The organism is Anabaena sp. CCY 9910, assembly GCF_963920875.1.
Taxonomy (GTDB): domain Bacteria; phylum Cyanobacteriota; class Cyanobacteriia; order Cyanobacteriales; family Nostocaceae; genus Trichormus; species Trichormus variabilis.
The window spans coordinates 19,395-37,772 of the sequence record NZ_CAWUDJ010000044.1 but is presented as its reverse complement, the minus strand read 5'-3'; the positions used below and the strand labels follow the sequence as shown (position 1 = coordinate 37,772).

The following is an 18,378-nucleotide window of genomic DNA, read 5'->3' as shown; positions in this document are numbered from 1 at the left end:
CTTTCTGCGTTGATTATTTTTCTTCGGTAAGTTTCAATAGAAAACCGCAACCAGTATTCTGAACTTGCACCAAATTCTTATCTAACAAAGACTGAATAATCCCTGTTGAAAAGCCGAGCGAATGCAAGGGTGCAGAACCTCCACGACAACGGAGTGAATGCAACAAATTTGCAGCAGTCAAATCGTTACCACGCTTTTTTGGTCTAGCCATTGTTGCCTCCTGTAACTGCTGCTAATTGCTGTTGCAGAATCATGATTTGCTGTTGGTGTTGTTCGAGTTCTGCTGTAATCTGTGCAAGTAATTCTTGAGTTGAAAATGGCTTAAGTTGCGATTCTTGGTAGTGGAATATGTCTTCAGACTGCTTATTCGGCATCAAAGCGTAACGCCATCCGTGACTGTATTGATAAGCCAACTGAGTATCAGCAGGATAATATTCGAGTCCGAGAATGACTCCCTGCTGTGTTCGTTGACCAAAGATAAAGCGAGGATAATCCCAGTGTTTGGGGAGTAATATCGTAGGTTGCATGATGAATCGATGGGTGAAGCGATTGGTAAACTTTTGAGAAAAATCTGCTAAAGACGATTCCAAAACGAAGGGTTATATTGAATCCGGTTCAGCTTCATTTAACTTAGTGGGCAATACTGCAATACTGCCCACTTATTTCCTTTAAGCCGCAACTAATTCCTGTACTGGCTCAGATTCCATCATCAGCAACCATTCTTCTGCACTGAGTTGGTCGAATGGTTTATCTAAAAGTTCGTCCCAATCGACAACCTCAACTTGCAACAGTGAGCGCACAAGAGCGATCGCCGACTCACACCCCGCCTTCTGCTGCCCAACTGAAGAAGTGCGGATGACCCACCAGTTGCCATTAGTAAAGCCGACTTCGCCTAACTTTTCGCCATCACGGGTATAAATCCCATCATCGAGCAGTTCTAACCCGTGTTGCTCACAAGCATCGAAAATCTGCGCCATGATTTCATTGCTCGTTGTAGCGGCGGGTGCTTCTGGTTCTTGTACTGGGAGTGTTCCGCGTGAGTAATGCCATTGGGTATCATCAAAGCACTTTTGCCACCAACTGCGGCGGAATACTTCGGCATTGTTCACCATCACAACCCAGCGTTGGGTGACAAAATCTGCCTCATCGTAAACAATCCGAGCAACCAGTCTTTCACCTATGTACAATTCATGCTCGTAGAAGTCGATTTCGCTTGATGTCAACAGTTCCGGTGCTACAGCTTGGGCTTGCTGGTTGATGTGCTGCTGTAGTTCAGCTTGAGCTAGGGTTTGTTCGCTGACGGGTTGCAGTCTATGTGCGGTATAAGCCATAATGAAGATCCTTACTAAAGGGTAGAAGGCGATCGCAAACTTTCTCAGGGCAAGCGGTCGCCTTTGTTTTTTAAACGTTGTGGGGAAGCCACAACGCACTCACAAAGCTTTGGCGTAGCCATTTATTGAAACTCAAAACCAGTGGCACTTGATTATTATCAAGACACAGACACGTTGATGCAGAAGTTTACTGTAGATTACTTCTGGCTGGTCTAATGTCTTAATGGCACTTAGTTTTCAAGGTTCTGTCATGAGTGCGGTCTTTGTTGGCGACAGAGGCATTGCACGCTTATCCTCTGTCGTAATTATTATCCTACGTCAGCCGTAGGATAAAGTCAAGCATTTAAAATAGTTTTTACTACTTGAGAAGTAGTTTATTTTCAAATAAACGTAGTTTTATACATATGTGGTATTGTATAGTAACTAGATTTCAAAAGCCGATTTATCTATGCAACGTGGAGATTAAACTAATGGAGGTGTTATATGGGCAAGCGAATGATTGCTTGGAGGTTAAACGAAATAATGGCAAAGAAGCGAATCAGGAATAAAGATTTAGCCGCAGCTTTAGGAATTGACGAAAATTCCGTTCATCGATTGAGGCGAACCGATGAAATGCCTCGATTAACTGCGGAAAGACTTAATGGCCTTTGCATTGCGCTTGAATGCCAGCCAGGAGATTTAATAGTCTTTATTCCAGATGATGATACTCTCAGCACAAACACAGGAGATAAGCCAAACAAACCTAAACCTATTCCTGTCAGAGAATATTTAAAATCTAAGGTTGAAAAATCTCAAACAGAGGATATAGCAGCATAAAGCGATCGCCCGCCGGCCAGCAAGTGCGATCGCCTGCTCAATCCGTTAACCACAAAGTGAGCTAATTATAATGCTGACACATTTAGGGTGTAACCCACCAGATCAGCATAGGTGTTCACTTTGGCAAATTGCGCCTGGAACCGTTTTCAGCATTTACCAATAGTGGGCAAAAAATATGCTGACACTAGAACGTGAAGAAACATCAAACCCTAATTACAGCCTTCTCAACTCCAGCATCAAAGAAACTTTTACCTCTATTGACCGCTTCGAGTGGCAAGCTGTGAATGAAGTTCTGCAAATGCGGGATGAAGAACTTTACTTTGAAGCAGGGTACACCACTTTTCGAGAATACTGCCAGTGTGAACTATCCGCCTGGGGTGGCTTACGACGAATCAACCAACTGTTGGGGGCGAAGAGAGTTATCGACACAGTTGGAGAACTGGGACAGCACATCAAGAATGAGCGTCAAGCCCGTCCGTTACTGCGACTTGTGGGGGAACCAGAGAAACTAAAACAAGCTGTAGCGATCGCAGTACAAGAAAACCCCTCCCCAAGTGAATCGGACTTTGCGGCGGCGGCTCAAAAAGTGGTTCCTCGTCTGCCACGCCAAAAAGCACCATCACAGGAACCAGTGGTTCCCAAAACGAACTTTGTCAAAGTTACTTCACCATCACACCCCAGATGTGGCGATAAGGGAACCATCGAAGCAGACGCACCGAACCTAACCCAGCAAATTGTAACTTTTGCTGATGGCGAGAAACTGTTAGTAAATAATGCTGATTTGACTAACTTAAGTAATGACGAAATAGAGTCAATTGCTTCGGAGCGTCAATATCCCCCAAAATACACCGAAGCCATCGCCGCAATTAAACAACAGCACCAGCAGGAATTGGAACGGCTAGAGCAGGAGTTAAGGATTGGGTTAGTCTCCGAAGCCAATGCTAGAGCCGAAGAACGGGTACAAGAACAAATAACCTCACTACAACAGTTATTTCAACAGCAGAAAGAGCAGAACATCCAGTTACAGCAACAGCTAGACGAGATAGAAGCGCTCAGGCAGTTGGAATCTGAGAACCAGCAGTTAAAACAGCGTATTCAAGAGCTAGAGAATGCTGTACAACAACGACCTACTCAAGAATGGGGAAATACTCTGACCAAGCAGGCAACCAAAGTTTTAAACAAGGAAGTATTGCGATCGCTGGATAAAACAATCGACTTGCGATCGCTTGCAGAAGAACCACCAAAGGAAAATGCTCAGGAGTGTTTACGCCTCATGGGTATAGCATTGGGTAATCTGGCTACAGCAATGAACAACACCCAAGCTCTACAAGCGGCGGCTTTGCTTTTGGGCAGTGAGCCAACACCAAGCGCGATCGCATATCGGGCAGAACAATTACAACTGCTACCTCAAGCCGTGAGTGATATTCGGGCTGTGCTGTCCAAGCCTGGGTGTACATGGACTGACTATTTGAGTGTGGCGCAAGAGTATGAGGTTATCAAACAAGATTACCTGGGAGAGTTAACCCCACAAGAGACAGAGTTAATTACTGCACTGGAGAAGTCCACACTACCCAAAACTATAGAAGTCGGTTCTATCGTTGCCTACAAAGACCCGTATTGCGCCTTATACATAGCAACCGGAGAAGTTATAGAAGATTTGGGTGACGAGGTTTGGGTCGCCTGGGAGCATTGGCGAGATAGAGGCAAGAAGACAGACCGATATTTCAAAGACGAATTACGGCAATTGTAGGACTAGCAGTTACTAGATAACCCAAACAACCGAATGCGGCATGGCTCAACTGCTGCCGATATTTTCATGCGTCAAATATCCACTTTCACCAATAAGAATTTTATGACATCAGAATTTACGCTTGAACTTGCCGAGAAGTTGCACAACAGCAACCAGATTATAGATTGTGATTGGGCTTGGTCAGTGCTGGGGTATAGCCGAAAGGATAGTGCCAAGCGAATGCTGACGGGATACTTTGAACAAAACTTCGATTATTTCGTACAACTTCCTGATGAATCGTCCGAAGCCTTACCACATGATATTTTCCACATTAATGTGGAAAATTCAAAAGCAGGTAGACCAGTAGAAAAGATTTATTTGACAATTGAATGTTTTAAAGAAATGGGGATGCTGTCTAAGAGTGAACAAGGTAGACAGATCCGCAAATACTTTCTGCAATGCGAAACCATTGCAAAAGAATCAGTCAAGCTAATTCCTCAGTTACAACAACAAATTCAGGATTTACAACAAAATTTCGCCCAGTTACAAACCCAAGTCCAAACCCTGCTGCCCCCGTCAGCTGACTTCATGCCCCCTGGTTGGGATGCCGAAGTATGGAACCAGTTACCCCCACAAGACAAACGCCATTTCCGCTTTCTGTTCCGTCGTCGTGGTTTCCGTCCCTCAGCGCAAGGACAGGAGAAACCCAAGGCACTCCCCGCCATTAGTACCGAGCAGATGAAGCAAAACCAGACGGATGAAGTAGCGCAATTAGTCAGTGAAGTATCGCCTGAAGAAAAACAACGGTTGCAAGCCGCAAAACTCCAGGCACTCAGAGAATTTTGGTCACAAGCTCCAGAAGAAGACCAAGAAAATATGCCATTTTAAATATTGAGTAAAATATATGACTAGTAAATTAATCACACCAGAATCCCCTCTGTTGGTTCCGCCGTTACTGGCCGCAGAGATTGGTTTAGAAGAAGCAGTAATACTCCAGCAGATCCATTACTTTTGCCAAATATCTAAGCACATCAAGCGTGATGGGCGGCGGTGGTTTTGGAAGACACTCAAAGACTGGGGCGAAACTCTACCGTTTCTCAAGCCTTCTGCAATTAGACGAGCGATCGCTAACTTAAGGGATAATTTTAAGTTGATTGATGTCTGTCGTCACAGTGAGAAAACTTGGTATCAAGCCAACTGGTTCACGGTTAACGTCGAGAACGTACAAGCCTTGTGGCATCGCATTTGTCAAAATCAGCAAATCGATGTGAGCAATTTGGAACTATCGATCTGCTCACTCCCAGCAGATCATAACAAAGACTTCCCTCTTAAAGACTTCGCTTCACAACAACACAGTGCTGTTGAGCTTGAAAAAAGTGAGGAAGTGAAACCGGAGATTTTGAAATGCGACCAGGAAGTGATTTACCAAGCCCCAGAACCAGAGTTACCCCAAATCCCTCGCTTTGTTGAAGAGATAGAACAGGTTAACTCGACTAGCGAGATAGATACTCATGATGGCCATTCTTCCGCCGCCGTGTCAGGTTTTCATAACGAAGACTCTGGTGATGATGATTACACCCAGCCACAAGAAAAGTCAGTACAGCCTAGTCAGCAGGAGGTTCAGGATGTTTTGCAGCAGTTGAGGGAAATTCCTTGTACACCACAGTTTCGGTTAAACGGAGAGATTCAGCGCACTGTTAGGCGGTACTGGGAGAATGTACCGGGTGCGATCGCTTATCTCAAGGAGGCTGTGCGGACTTGGAAGGGTATCAAGTCACCGGAGGCTGTGTTTGTAGCTGCTTGCAGGGAGGGTCGGAAGCCGGAAGCACAGCAGGCTAAGTCGGTTGCGATCGCTTGGTTTGAGTGGGCGAGGCAGAAGCGGATTGTGATTGCGATGTTGGGTGAGGTCGTGTATACACCGGATGGGGAGGCTGTGGCGTTGAGCGAGATGATGCGGCGGTTTCCGATAAGAGAGTAGCTTTATTTTTCAGTTTTTTGGTTAGTAATTTATTTTCTATTAGAAAAGGAAAGCTCAAACTTTGATTAGATCAAGCTTTCAGTTTTCTCCTACGATTTTTGTTTTCCAAACATAACAGAATAGGGTTATTAAGGCTATAAAAAATTCAAGCCTTTAAGTCTAAACTACTCACTACCTTTGCTAATTCTTCTGCCTGTTCAGGATAAAAATGTGCTAAAACCTCACATATATGGTAGGCTGCATCTAAGTAATACGCACAAGGTATTAGTAAAGGTTTGAAGCTATTACAATCTTTAGTTATAACGAACAATGATGCAATTCTTGGAAGATACCAGTTACGCTCAGTGACAATTGTTTCTGCTGTTTTTACGGCTTGTTCACCTAATCCTCCTAATACTTGGATCATAGCAATTACTTGAAGTGCTTTTCTTAATTCTTCTTCGGACTTAATTTTTTTCTTAGCTTCAAGGGTAGCAGAAAGAATTGCTTCAAATTCTTTATAGTCTGTAGTTTTTTTATCAAATTTCTCCCAAGCAATTGCTGAAAAAGCCCTCACTTGCTCCCACCCATCCTCAATTTCATCTGCAATCTTTAGGGCAGATACAATATCACCTGCTTCTGCAATAGCTGCTACTATTGTAGATAAATTTACGTCTCGCTGATTTCCACTTTCTCTGGCAAAATTCAAAACTTCAGTGAAGATTGATTGTGCAAGTTCACTGTTTTCAAATGATTTTAATATAGCCTCTCTACATATAATATTTATCCTTTTGCCATTTATATAATGTCCAGCTTCAAAATGAGACAATATATTTTTTGGTTGATTATAAAGATTTATTTCTGCTTCTGTTTTCTGCCCGGATTCTGCCTGTAATTTGACTATTCTTTCTATAACTTCGGCTCTAGTCCAAGGAAATTCTATATTTTGAGCAGTCTTATAGGCAGCAACAAAATCTTCTATTTTTGCTTGAGATATCGCTATCGTTTTGAAAACGTTAACACGTTCTCCTTGTATTTCAATTTTATGTGCGATTTCAGTAGCCTTATTAAAAATATCTGTTGTCTCATCTCTTTTTCCGGTTTTTGCTAATGCTTCTGCAACTAATGCTAAAGCAATTGCTTTTTGAGTTTGCTGGTTAATCTTTTGAGCAATCAGATAAGCAGTATTAGCAGTTTCTGTTCTTACTTGCTTTGATGTCCTTTTGAATTGTGCTTCAACAATACCTGCTAGTGCAATTGCTTGCAAGAATACAGTTTCATATTGCTCATGATTTTGTACTGTTTGGAGGACATTAGCAAACGTATCTAGTGATGCTGATGTGTAACCTTCTTCTGCTTGTGCTTCAGCTATAAATCCTTGAACCTCTGCCCGTCTGTGCAGATTATTAATTTTATTACTGAAACTTAGTGCTATATCATACTGTTTACTATCTATGTATAAGTAAGATATTTCAAATAAAATTTCTGTCTTTTCAGCTTCGGTCTTAAAATCTTTAGAGACATTCAATCTATATTGAAGGTGCATTAATCTATCAGGTTGATTATACTTGTTACTAGCTTCTTCAAAAGGATAATTTTCAGCCTGCATCTCATCTTTTAAATATTTTAAAGTCTGTTTTTGTTGTTCTGGATTACTAATTTTATCTGCTATTTCAGCATCTACATTGAAAAATACTTTTACTCCTAAATTATTTAGTTCGTTTCGAGCATTTTCTATCATAGACATCTTATCAAGCCAATCTCCAGTGGGAGAAGAATTATGGAAGACTTCTACTACCTTATTAAAAGTAACTGCTGCTGCCTCTATATCATGTATCTTGGCTTGTGCTTGTGCTATATTTAGTAAATGTGATATTTTATGTATGTCTAAATTTAGGTTTAATGCAATATCAATAGCTATTGTAAAAGAAAAATTATTATCAAGATTTTTGAGGTATGTACACAGATGTCGGCGAAAATGATCATTTAATAGTTTTTGCTCTAAATTTTGGCAAATATCCTTATTGATTTCAAAAATTTGGGCAAGAAAGTACGCTGCAAATTTGCCTTGCCAATCAGCATCTCCTCTCCTCTCAAAACGTGGTAGGTTTATTTTTTCTAAATCTTCAAGTATTTTTTGTGCTTCTTCTCGTCGGTTTTGAAGCTTTAGTTTCCATACTAGCAACAGATACCATAATAGTTGACGCTCTATTTCATAAATTTTTATAAGCTTTAAAACTCGTTCTAAACCTTCTTCCCGTAGAACTTTAAGTAGAGAATCTTGCTTTTTTACATTCTCTATCCAATGCGCGTGTCTTATCATAAACTCTGCCACTAAACCTGCATCATCATTTTCCGCAGCAGAAGATATAGCTAACTGTATAGTCTTTAAAGGCAAGTCAGCTTCATTTGGTAAACGTTGTGATTGAATATGTGCGAAAGTCTGATTCCGAGCTAGTATATACAGATCGTTCCACTGCTTGGCATTTCTTAAGTGTTCTGCATAGTGACGTAAGGCATACAAACTATAATGTTCTTGCCAGGAAGTACAAAAGTCCAAAATTTTACGGTTATAAATCTCAGTTTTGATTTTAGTACGCATATGTTGACGTAGCCGTGGGTGAGCGATCGCATAACCTTGCTCTTCGTTGCCCATTACAAAACGTCGCACTTGTTTAACAACATCATCGAAAAAATCAACTGCCCAATCATCTATTAAAGTGTCTTTATTAATAGCTTCCAAATCTTTGCGACCCATCTTACCTAAAGCAACAGTAAGTGTGCCAAATAAATCTTTAGTACGTTGTTCACCTGCTGATATTTTAATTTCATCCCACCATCGATTCAGATATCTCTCCAAACCTTTTGGTTGATTTGCAATATTATCAAGAGTTAGATCCCCATCTGCTGTATTTTCTGCTAACAAGCGCACGTAAAACGGATCTGCCCCTAAGCTAGGTTCTTCCTGATCAGAGGCAACAGTCATCACTTCATCAATAAATTTATGGTTATCAGCTAGGATAGTTGCTTGCTTCCCTGCTGCACGCAGAACATCACCTACATCTTCAGTTGATAATCCGTTTAATGACAAATGCTCAGTTTGTCCCTTGGGGAGATCATAATCACCAATCCAATCTTGTCCCACATCCCGTACAGTTAGAATAATATGTAAGTTTTCAGGTAAGCGGCGGGAAACATAAGAAGTAAGGTTCCAGTCTGTTACTTCGTCAAGCCCATCGATAACCAGTACATGGGGATGCTTAAGTGGCTCATCTAAAAACTTTTGATACAGTGCTTCTAAATCAAGCAACTTTTCTGGAATACTATTAGTGTAATTGTGCCATTGTGCCATTTGCTGAATTACATTTTTTAAAAAACCTTCTTTTGTAATGCTATGGTCACTGATAGAAGGAGCAAAAAAATGATAAGCAAATGTTTCTGGAGCTTCGCTTATTAACTTTGCCATCAAAGAGGTTTTACCAAAACCAGCAGGTGCTGTGATAACTAAGTAGCCGCTTAGTGAGTTTTTTAGAAACTCGGTTATCTGGGTGAGTACGGTAATGCGACCACCAAATAATGCAAGACGATTTTCTATAAGTGGCTTGAAAACTTCTCTGTGTAAGAATGGTAACTTTGATTGTGGCGTTGTTCCTACTTCTATTAGGGGCTGTTCTTTCAAGCTTTCATTAGGCTTTAGTCTCGGAAATTCCTCTTGGAGAAAATCTTTAATGAATTGAACCAGTAAGCGATGTTGTACTGCATCTTTATTAGTAGGAGTTGCAATTGTACTATGATCTGAGCCGGGAACCTTAAATGAATTTGGAAAATATTTTGCACCAGAGAAAGGTTCAACAATTTGTTTTTTTATGAATTTTTTACCATAGAGCGGTAAATCTTCAATTAATTCTTTGCCTTTTATTAGTAAATTATTGTTTGCTATTAAATTGATAAAATCCTTATCTAAATCATTGAGCCACACATTACTTTGAGAAAATCTTAGTGCGCTGGCTTGAGTATGACCCATAATACTTGATAAAAGCTCTAGCATATTTGCATAGCCAGAACCTAAAGATGGTGATGCTACTAAAAACAGACCAATCTTGTTCAGACCTTTTTCAACTAGTATTGAATGTTGGTTTACGAGAAACCGCCTTGTTACAATGCCCCCCATGCTATGACAAACAAATATAACCCCTGTGCTACTAATTAAGTCATCCAACAAAAAGTATTCTCTTAAAGAATCAACAATATCGCTTAAGCTATAAAAACCTGTATTAATACCAGTTCGATAAGAAAATACATAAATCCCAATATCAGCTAATTCACTTTCATCTCTAAGTAAATTAGGCCAGTAAGAGCCATTTTCATGTTTCCAACAATCCTCGCTAGAATTTATACCATGAATAAATATAATGTTGAGGCCATTTTTCGCTTTTCTTGTCCATTGCCCTTGCATCATATTGATTCAATCCTTAATATTCCTGTTATCTTAATATTCTGTACTTAACCTTAACTGTGCAGATGAATTGATGATTTTGTGAATTAAGTTCTGGGTTTTGAAGGAGGGCTGACGAAGATTTTGCAAGGAGTTGTCTTGAGGGCTAGTTGGGTAAAGCATCTAAGTTTGTTTTTTAGATACAGATATACCACGAACAATTTCGTAATATCAACGCTTTTAAGCATATTTGTTTTTGTAAAGTCAGGTTCAAACATGTCAACCAAGCTACCCCAACAAAAGCAAAGTTAGGGAACCTGCTGTCATGATGGTATGACGTGCATCAACCACTAGCCAACCAATGCGCCTTTGTCAGCATTGAAATCCCTAGTAAGTAGGTCGCTGTGAATATTTCGTGTTGGGAGAAGGCAGGAGGCAGGAGGGAAGAAGGTTTCAGCCTAGTTTATCTTTATTTACATAGTTCTGTTTTTTCACATCGTTCTACTTAGTTCATGAAGTTCTCCACCTGCTGCACTGCAATCATGGTGATGGGTTCTCGGCGGTGATGTCATGCCTCATGTTGGACTAGAGGACGCAGAAGCAGAAACAAACTTTAAGCTATACATGGTAATCAAAACCACAGAAGTCTTAAAAATATTTAAAACCCGAATTTTTTAACATGACAGTGAATGTTTCCAACTCTCAACTGCTGCTATCGCTTGGGGTGAACCAATCATTTCAAGTGATACTGCTGCAATGTCACAAATGCGATCTCCATACATACTAACAACGGGTTCTTTATCAGCTAAAAGCTTAATTAGAGGTAGCACCGCATCCTCGTTACCAATTCGACCAAGTGCTGCTGCTGCACTACCTCTTGCATATTTATAAGGATCATTTAATACTGGAATTAATGTAGTCACTGCACGCTCATCTGGAATCTGCCACAGTGCCCATGCTGCGCTGTCACGTATTTCACCAGATGGATGAGCTAATGATGTTTGTGCATACCGAAAGGCAAAATGATCACGTAATAGCATATGAGTAAACCTTATTACTCTGCCCTTTTCCCAATATAAAATATTCAATAATGTGACAAGTTCTAGCAGTTGAGATGTATTATTACCTAGATGCTTTAGAAAATCTACAAAATGAAAAATATTCATGTTGCCACCTCCTCCAGCATCTTGCATAGCTACTAAACCGAGAACATCATATATTTGCTCCAACGTAAATAGAATTTTACTTCGTATTTTTCGAGACTCAACTTCAAAGCGGCGCTTGATATATGTACCTAAAATTTTATCTCTGACCTCACCTTGATTAAGATTAAGTAGTTTATGTGTCTCATGATCTAGTCCTTCAAAAGCTGAAGTAAATAAACTTAATATGATGGGAGTTCGTGTTAGCTCTTTAAGCACATTGTCTGATTCGATGACTGAAAAAAGCCCTGGAAAATTCCGAAGATAAGTTCTTATCTGCTCATCATTAAGTGGTTGTAATGTAATTTCACTATTTAACCGTGCTTTACTGCTTATTGCTTGATAATCCTGTGAACGGCAAGTTATTAAAATTTTATTATTTGACGGAATTATTTTAAGAAATTCTCTACGAAAATCAATTTCTTCTCCTGTATCTTCATTCTTTGTAATATTCCCAAGCTCATCTAAACCATCAAGGAATAGCAGTGCTTTGCCTTCATGTAGAACCTTCTCTATTTGATCTTTATTAAGCACTGGCATTAATTGACTTAACCAGTCTGTAAGTGACGCTGAGGCTTTGGCATTCCAAGTTGCGATTGGTGCAATTAAAGGTAAGGGTTGATTTACATCTTTAAGAGCTTTAGCGATACACTCTTTGGCAAAAACCATTAAAGTAATAGTCTTTCCGCTACCAGGTTCCCCCAACAGTAAAACCCGTCCATTGTATCGCTCAAATAATGTATAAAAGTCTGTACATGTTGATTTATCCGATGTTTGATCATTGTCAGGTAACATCTCAAAAAATGCAATAGGTAGTATGAGCGGTTTTTTTTGAAATGTTCCTGATTCGACAAGATTGGACGTTTGCTGACTCTCAAGTTGAATGATAGGTGTATTTAGCGAGGGTACTGCACGACTCAAATATTGATCAATATCTTGTGCTAGTCCTCGTAAAAACTGTTCCCTTATTTCTAAGCTAATTAAATTGTTCTGTAATTGTTGTTCAATTGCATCCAGCTTTTCACCAAGCTCTTTAAGTATATTTTCTTCCTTTTGAAGCTGTTGTTCATACTGAAATTTTCGGGATGGGTCTGTTTCAATTACCCATGCGCTCTGTATTCTGTCAACTTTCTGCCTTTGCTGCATATAAACTTTCTCCAGGGAATCTCGTTCTTGCTGCGATCGCTCTTTTCGCTGGAGTGATGAGGACGAATTATCTGATGCTACCGTCTGCTGTCCAAAGTGAATATTATATATGTCGCCGCCTATACGCTCTGCCTTCACAGACTCAGCATTAATCAACCCTCCACCAAACTGAGAATTGGGTGCATTGTTATTGGTCACTTCCTTTGGTTCCTGGGAGTCCGGCATGGGTCGGTTTTGGCATACTTAAGCGTTGTTATTATGAATACTATCACCTTTAGTTTCTGGTCAACTGAGATGAAATCTCTCTTACACTAATTCTCCAAAACTTGGTTATAGATGCAGTTTGAGGAAGTCTTGCGATATCTAAATTATTCAATTGCGAATTGCGAATTGCGAATTGATATTAGTCCCGCCTAAATTCCATTTGCGCGAAGTGGTCTTGCAGTAGCTTGTGGATGAAGCGGTAGCGGCCGCCGACACGCTGGAGTAGCATACGCTCGGTGCAGTAGTCGAGGAAACGGGCGTAGTTCCAAGGGATGTAGCCGTTGAAGTAGAGGATGAGGCGGAGGGTGAAGTGTTGAATTAGACTTTTAGCTCCACCACTAAAACAAAAAACTAACGGAAGACTTGGTAAAAAAATCAATCCAATAGACCAACCGACACTGTGTCCACCACTAAAGCCAACAACTAGTGGACTAATTAATACGCCACAAATTCCAAAGAATGCAGCATTTATTGCTGATTTCCTAATTCCTTGATTCGGAATTTTCTTTGTACTTATTTCAGAAATATTTAATCCTGCCATCAATACAAAAATCAACAGAGAACTGATTCCCAAGGCTGTTCCACCAAGAGAACCACCAATGAAATTACCAATTAATATAATAATAAACCAAAGTAGTATTATAAATACTGACAGGTCACTTAACAGTTTATACTTGGCTTTGTTATATGAGAAATTAATGATTTCTATAGTTCTTATTCTTTTGCTAATTCCGCAATTTATCCCTAAAAACAATCCGTACAAAACTGAGATTAATAAACCTAAGAATGGAGCAATAGCTATAAAGAATTGGCTACGATACTCTCCTTCAAATTGAGAAACACTCTTAGTTATATTATTTTGATAAAATGAAAATAGTATAAAATAAAATACAATACTTCCTAGTATAAAGGTTAAACTTAGCAGCCAAATAATTAAGACAATACTTAAAAAATAAATAAATTTTTGAGTAGTATTTAACCAATTAGGCTGCATTTCTTCAATTAAAAATTCACTTTTAGATTCTCCTTGCAACTGTTGAGCTAACCAAACAAGACACATTCGCATTTCCCTAGCATTAGGAGTTTTATTCTTCAGATATGCCCTACTTTTAATACTTCGTATCAACATTCGTCCTACATAAGTATCTAGCAAATACTGAAGACGGTCTGCTGTAGAAGTCAAATGCTGCCATTCTTCAACAGATATTTCTTGAGATGCTAGAACAGTAATACTGAGTAGTAAGGGAGTTTTTACTAGCTCTAGTAAGTCTAAGTCATTACTAATAGTTGACCACAGTTCTATACAATTTATAGCAGTTAGATAATCACAAATTTGCTTGTTAGTTAAAGGCTGTAAGTAGATAGCACCGTTTAGTTGTAATTGAGTAGCGTAGTTACTATATTCCTCAATCCGGCTACAAACAACTAAATAAAGCGGCCTATTCTCGCCTGCTAAAAATTGATTGATTGCATGGACACAAAGTTCTTGACGTTGTGGTTCAAGTTCATCTAAACCATCAACCAAAGGTAGTAATTGCTTATTACCTACCCACTCTTGTCCAAGTTTAGTTGAAACACCGTATTTAGATTTTAATTCTGCCACCAACCAATCAGTTATAGATTGTCGGTCATCTTTCCAAGAAGACAAGTTAAATAAAACAGGTACAGGATAATCAGGCTGTTCCTCTGCACGTTTGACTAATTCTTGAGCCAGTTCTAATTGTGTGGTTGTCTTGCCTGACCCTGGCGCTCCTAAAATTAACAGTTTACCTGCAATCTCTTGAGAGTCAAAAACTTCTAAAATTGTTGTCTTGTCTGGGAGAGGTTCAGCCGGCTTTAAGCCAATTTTTATCTCTGCATCCCAAGGGCGTTTTACTTGTTGTGGTTGTGACTCCTTCCCCAAATTGATCAGCACGGCACTGTGTAGAGATTGCCTTAACCGTGCGCTCACTTCTTCCTTAACTGCGGCCAGTAGTATGCGTTCGTTCTTTGGTCGAGCAGGGTTGCCTGCTAGTGTTGTCTGCTGCCCAAAGAAAAAATTCAGAATATCGCCGCCTATTCTGCCAGCGTTTACATTCTCAGCATTTATAAACCCACCACCAAACTGGGCATTGCGTAAGTCGTTGTTATTGACTTGCTTCGGTTCTTCTGCGTCCGGCATGGGTCAACTGGGGAAGTCTTCAGTGTTGTTGTTTTGAATGCTACCACCAATTTGCTGTGCGTCAACATTAATCGCATCCACGATACCGGCTGCAAACTGAGAATTTATTATATTGGTGTTAGAAACTTTCCTTGGATTTTCTGCTAGTGCTTTTTGAACTGATCCTTGTTGTTCTACTATGTCAAACAGGCGGTTAATTTGCGATTCCTGTTTGGCAATTAAGGCATCTTTTTCTTGCAGTCTAGATTGGTACTGCGCTTCCAATGCTTTAGCCGCAAATTCATACCCCTGCATAAAGTCGTTGTGGATTTTGGCTTTGTCTGCGTCAGGAGCAACAGCTACTTTTACTAAAACAATACCATCACCTTTAAGTTCAATAGTTGTAACTATAGGATGTACGCTTTGGTTTTCGACTTCTACTTTTTTGAAGGAATAGGCGAAAGCATCCCAATCGATACCATTGCGGAAGATTAAGTCTACGGTTTCTAGGGATTTCTGGAATAACTTTGTGAACTCGCCAGGGGCAAAGTTACCACTGCTAGGGCGGCGTTCTTGTTGACCTTGGCGGAGGTAAATATAGTCACAATTTACGTTAGTAAGATTTGTGTTACTGTTTATCTGCCAATCTTGTATACAGGCTCCTGTGAAATTTGCTGAAGTAAAATCTGTTTCTAGAGCTTGAACGTTTTTCAAATTAGCATTTTCTAAAGATGCTTTTTTTAGGTTAGAGTAACTAATTTTAGATTCTGTTAGGTTAGCACCACTCAAATTTGCTCCGCTCAGATTTACCCCGCTAAGATCAAGTCCACAAAGGCTAACATTACTAAGATTAGCATTGCTCAAAACTGCGTTAGTTAAAATAGCTGTGCTTTTATTAATATTTTGAATATCTTCGTAAGTTAGAGATTCTACTAACTCATCTGAAAATTCACTGTAAAGATAATCAAATTCACTAAAGGTAATTCCTCTCAAATCTGTATTGCTTAAGTCTGCTTCTGTGAGATTAGACTGAACAAGGTTTGCATTGATTAGACTGGCTTGCTGAAGGTTGGCAAAAGAAAGGTCTGCTCCAGTTAAATCAGCATCATCTAAATGAGCAAAAGAAAGGTCTGCTCCAGTTAAATCAGCTTCGCTTAAGTCTGCCTCTCTCAAATTAGCTCTAGCAAGATTAGCTCTAGCAAGATTAGCCTGGGAAAGATTAGATTTGATAAAAATAGTGCCATTGAGGTTAACCCCACTCAAATCAATTTCACCAAGATCAACTTCACTCAAATCTGCATTACAAAGATTTTGGTTTGCTATATTCCCATGAATAAGATTCCAAACAATACGCCATTTTTCAGCAATAATTGTTTCTTCGCTGAGAATAACTCCCTTTAATTTTGCATTATTTAATATAACTCCGCTTAAATCAGCATTACTAAAATCAGCTTGACTAAGGTTAGCATTACTCAGATTAGTTAAACACAAATCAGCATTATTGAAATTAGCACTGTCAAGATTAGTAGCACTAAGGTTTGCTCTACGAAGATCCGCTTTGCTGAAATTGGCTCCCATCAGTCCAGCCATACTAAGATTACTGTCTCTAAGATTAGCCTCACTCAGATCAGCGTCCCAAAGAGTAACACCATGAAGGTTAGCCTGTTTAAAATTTACTCCTTTAAAATTAAATTTGCGGAGGTCTTTCTTTTGGAGATTAGCCATACTAAGGTCTACTATTACACCTCTGTTGTTATCTCTCCACTCATTCCAAACCTCTACTCCTTTCTCAAGTATCGCCAGATGCTCCTCATTCGCCATCTTCAGCTACCCCTTCTGCTCACCTGTTGCTAACAAACTACTCAGCCTCCTGCCACCCGTCGATTGATGCCAACAGTATGTTAATCAAAGGATTGTCAATCAATTCCTTCAAAGCCTCTGTTCCCCCAGCCTTCAACGCACCGATCACCCGTGCCTTTAATGTCGGGTTACTCTCAATCTCATCCACAGCTTTAGCCACAACGCTCATCTTCTCTGATGTCGTTGCAGTGGGGTATGTCTGGCTGAGTTGGTTGAGAAGCTGCTGAATATCTGCTGCTGCTTCTGCGAGGTTTTGTTTTTGCTCAGGGTTGTAGTTGGTGATGTTGCCACCGATTTGGTTAGCGGTTACGGTGTCGGCGTTGACTAGTCCACCACCGAATTGAGCGCCTTGTAAGTTGTTGTTGAATACTTGTTTTGAACCTTCTGACATAAATTCACTCTCCGCTTTAGCTGTCACATCAATAATATTTGTAATAGGTCTTTCAGCCATTAATTTAACTATTTCTGCTAAATTAGTATTATGTTGACGGTAAATTGCTATCTGTTCATCTTTTGCTTGTAATTTGATTTTATATTTTTCCTCAATTGCTACAACTGCTAAGTTATATTCTCGCTTTAAATACTTTTCAATTTCTGCCTTGTTTGCATCATAAGGAACGTTAACTCGGATAACAAAAGTACCATCATTCTTACTTTCAATAGCTTGGATAGATAATTCTTCGCCGCTACACTCAACTTGTAATTTTTGGAATGATATCAGAAATGCTTGCCAATCAATACCATCACGGAAAATTAAATCAACTGTTTCTAAAGTTTTTTGAAATAGTTTGGTAAATTCTCCAGGTGCAAAATCTCCACTACTTGGACGGCGTTCCTGTTGATCGCTTTTTAAGTAAATATATAGGCAATTAATATCATTTAGTTTTGTAGCAGAATTAATATTCCAATCTTCTATACAAACTCCTGTAAAATTTGCACCTGTAAAATCTGTTGCTAATACTATCGTTCTATTTAAAATAGCCCTGCTAAGGTCTGCTTTGCGAAAGTCTGCTTCGCTGAGATCCGCGTTAGTAAGGATAGCTTCGCTCAGGTCTGCATTGCTCAAGGTAGCCTCGTTAAAATTTGCACTATTGAGTATAGCCCCCTTAAGATTAGCCTGACTGAGGTTAGCATTGCTCAAAATAGCCCCCCTCAAGTTAGCATTACTAAGGTTAGCATTGCTGAGGTTAGCCTGACTGAGTATAGCCCCACTAAGATTAGTACACATGAGATTAGCTTCCCAAAGTTTAGCTCCACTCAAATTAGCTTCCCAAAATTTAGCATTGCTGAGGTTAGCTTGACTGAGGTTAACTTGACTGAGGATGGTTCTGCTGAAATTAGCCTTGCTAAGGATAGCCCCACAAAGGATAGCGCCACTGAGATCAGCCTCACTAAGGTTCGCCTTGCTAAGGTCTGCATCTCTGAAGTTAGCCCCTGCAAGGTCTTGTCCCTTAAAATAATGACCTCTAAGATTTTGACCGGAGAAGTCCTGGGGCAT

Annotated in this window: 12 protein-coding genes; 4 read left to right on the top strand and 8 right to left on the bottom strand. The window is 39.8% G+C overall.

From position 1 onward, the window contains the following. Positions 1–13: 13 nt before the first annotated feature. The 3 genes from ACM5QX_RS24105 to ACM5QX_RS24095 all read right to left on the bottom strand — a co-directional run bounded on the left by ACM5QX_RS24105 (position 14) and on the right by ACM5QX_RS24095 (position 1,331). Positions 14–211, bottom strand: a complete 198-nt coding sequence (locus tag ACM5QX_RS24105; RefSeq protein WP_414755855.1) for a hypothetical protein — start codon at positions 209–211, stop codon at positions 14–16. Beyond that, positions 204–590, bottom strand: a complete 387-nt coding sequence (locus tag ACM5QX_RS24100; protein ID WP_414755854.1) for a hypothetical protein — start codon at positions 588–590, stop codon at positions 204–206. The genes ACM5QX_RS24105 and ACM5QX_RS24100 overlap by 8 nt, the downstream gene beginning before the upstream one ends. A gap of 78 nt (positions 591–668) precedes the next feature. After that, the gene (locus ACM5QX_RS24095; RefSeq protein ID WP_414755853.1) at positions 669–1,331 is read right to left on the bottom strand and encodes a hypothetical protein; all 663 of its coding nucleotides are present in this window, start codon (positions 1,329–1,331) and stop codon (positions 669–671) included. 483 nt (positions 1,332–1,814) lie between these two features. Here ACM5QX_RS24095 and ACM5QX_RS24090 point away from each other — a divergent pair, with 483 nt between their 5' ends. From ACM5QX_RS24090 to ACM5QX_RS24075, 4 genes are all read left to right on the top strand, one after another. Further along, a complete protein-coding gene (locus ACM5QX_RS24090; protein WP_414755852.1) occupies positions 1,815–2,147 on the top strand; it encodes a helix-turn-helix domain-containing protein in 333 nt (110 codons plus the stop codon). Between the two features lie 175 nt (positions 2,148–2,322). After that, positions 2,323–3,897 (top strand): hypothetical protein, encoded by a 1,575-nt coding sequence (locus tag ACM5QX_RS24085; protein WP_414755851.1) that lies wholly within the window; start codon positions 2,323–2,325, stop codon positions 3,895–3,897. A gap of 33 nt (positions 3,898–3,930) precedes the next feature. Beyond that, a complete protein-coding gene (locus tag ACM5QX_RS24080; RefSeq protein WP_414755850.1) occupies positions 3,931–4,764 on the top strand; it encodes a hypothetical protein in 834 nt (277 codons plus the stop codon). Positions 4,765–4,780: 16 nt separating this feature from the next. Continuing rightward, positions 4,781–5,854, top strand: coding sequence for a hypothetical protein (locus ACM5QX_RS24075; protein ID WP_414755849.1), 1,074 nt, complete (start codon positions 4,781–4,783; stop codon positions 5,852–5,854). A gap of 145 nt (positions 5,855–5,999) precedes the next feature. Here ACM5QX_RS24075 and ACM5QX_RS24070 read toward each other — a convergent pair whose 3' ends face one another. The 5 genes from ACM5QX_RS24070 to ACM5QX_RS24050 all read right to left on the bottom strand — a co-directional run bounded on the left by ACM5QX_RS24070 (position 6,000) and on the right by ACM5QX_RS24050 (position 18,378). Continuing rightward, positions 6,000–10,292 carry an alpha/beta fold hydrolase gene (locus ACM5QX_RS24070; protein WP_414755848.1) on the bottom strand — a complete coding sequence of 1,431 codons (4,293 nt, stop codon included), beginning with the start codon at positions 10,290–10,292 and terminating at the stop codon, positions 6,000–6,002. 650 nt (positions 10,293–10,942) lie between these two features. Beyond that, a complete protein-coding gene (locus ACM5QX_RS24065; RefSeq protein WP_414755847.1) occupies positions 10,943–12,841 on the bottom strand; it encodes an NACHT domain-containing protein in 1,899 nt (632 codons plus the stop codon). Positions 12,842–13,019: 178 nt separating this feature from the next. Continuing rightward, positions 13,020–15,041, bottom strand: coding sequence for an NACHT domain-containing protein (locus tag ACM5QX_RS24060; RefSeq protein ID WP_414755846.1), 2,022 nt, complete (start codon positions 15,039–15,041; stop codon positions 13,020–13,022). 3 nt (positions 15,042–15,044) lie between these two features. Then, complete coding sequence (locus ACM5QX_RS24055) at positions 15,045–16,841, bottom strand: pentapeptide repeat-containing protein (protein WP_414755845.1); 1,797 nt, start codon at positions 16,839–16,841, stop codon at positions 15,045–15,047. A 37-nt stretch (positions 16,842–16,878) separates the two neighbouring features. Further along, positions 16,879–18,378 (bottom strand): pentapeptide repeat-containing protein, encoded by a 1,500-nt coding sequence (locus ACM5QX_RS24050; protein WP_414755844.1) that lies wholly within the window; start codon positions 18,376–18,378, stop codon positions 16,879–16,881.

Coding starts and splice junctions, on each gene's coding strand:
- ACM5QX_RS24085 (WP_414755851.1), top strand. CDS start 2,323: ATGCTGACACTAGAACGTGAAGAAACATCAAACCCTAATTACAGCCTT.
- ACM5QX_RS24095 (WP_414755853.1), bottom strand. CDS start 1,331: ATGGCTTATACCGCACATAGACTGCAACCCGTCAGCGAACAAACCCTA.
- ACM5QX_RS24105 (WP_414755855.1), bottom strand. CDS start 211: ATGGCTAGACCAAAAAAGCGTGGTAACGATTTGACTGCTGCAAATTTG.
- ACM5QX_RS24070 (WP_414755848.1), bottom strand. CDS start 10,292: ATGATGCAAGGGCAATGGACAAGAAAAGCGAAAAATGGCCTCAACATT.
- ACM5QX_RS24080 (WP_414755850.1), top strand. CDS start 3,931: ATGCGGCATGGCTCAACTGCTGCCGATATTTTCATGCGTCAAATATCC.
- ACM5QX_RS24065 (WP_414755847.1), bottom strand. CDS start 12,841: ATGCCGGACTCCCAGGAACCAAAGGAAGTGACCAATAACAATGCACCC.
- ACM5QX_RS24090 (WP_414755852.1), top strand. CDS start 1,815: ATGGGCAAGCGAATGATTGCTTGGAGGTTAAACGAAATAATGGCAAAG.
- ACM5QX_RS24060 (WP_414755846.1), bottom strand. CDS start 15,041: ATGCCGGACGCAGAAGAACCGAAGCAAGTCAATAACAACGACTTACGC.
- ACM5QX_RS24055 (WP_414755845.1), bottom strand. CDS start 16,841: ATGGCGAATGAGGAGCATCTGGCGATACTTGAGAAAGGAGTAGAGGTT.
- ACM5QX_RS24050 (WP_414755844.1), bottom strand. CDS start 18,378: ATGCCCCAGGACTTCTCCGGTCAAAATCTTAGAGGTCATTATTTTAAG.
- ACM5QX_RS24075 (WP_414755849.1), top strand. CDS start 4,781: ATGACTAGTAAATTAATCACACCAGAATCCCCTCTGTTGGTTCCGCCG.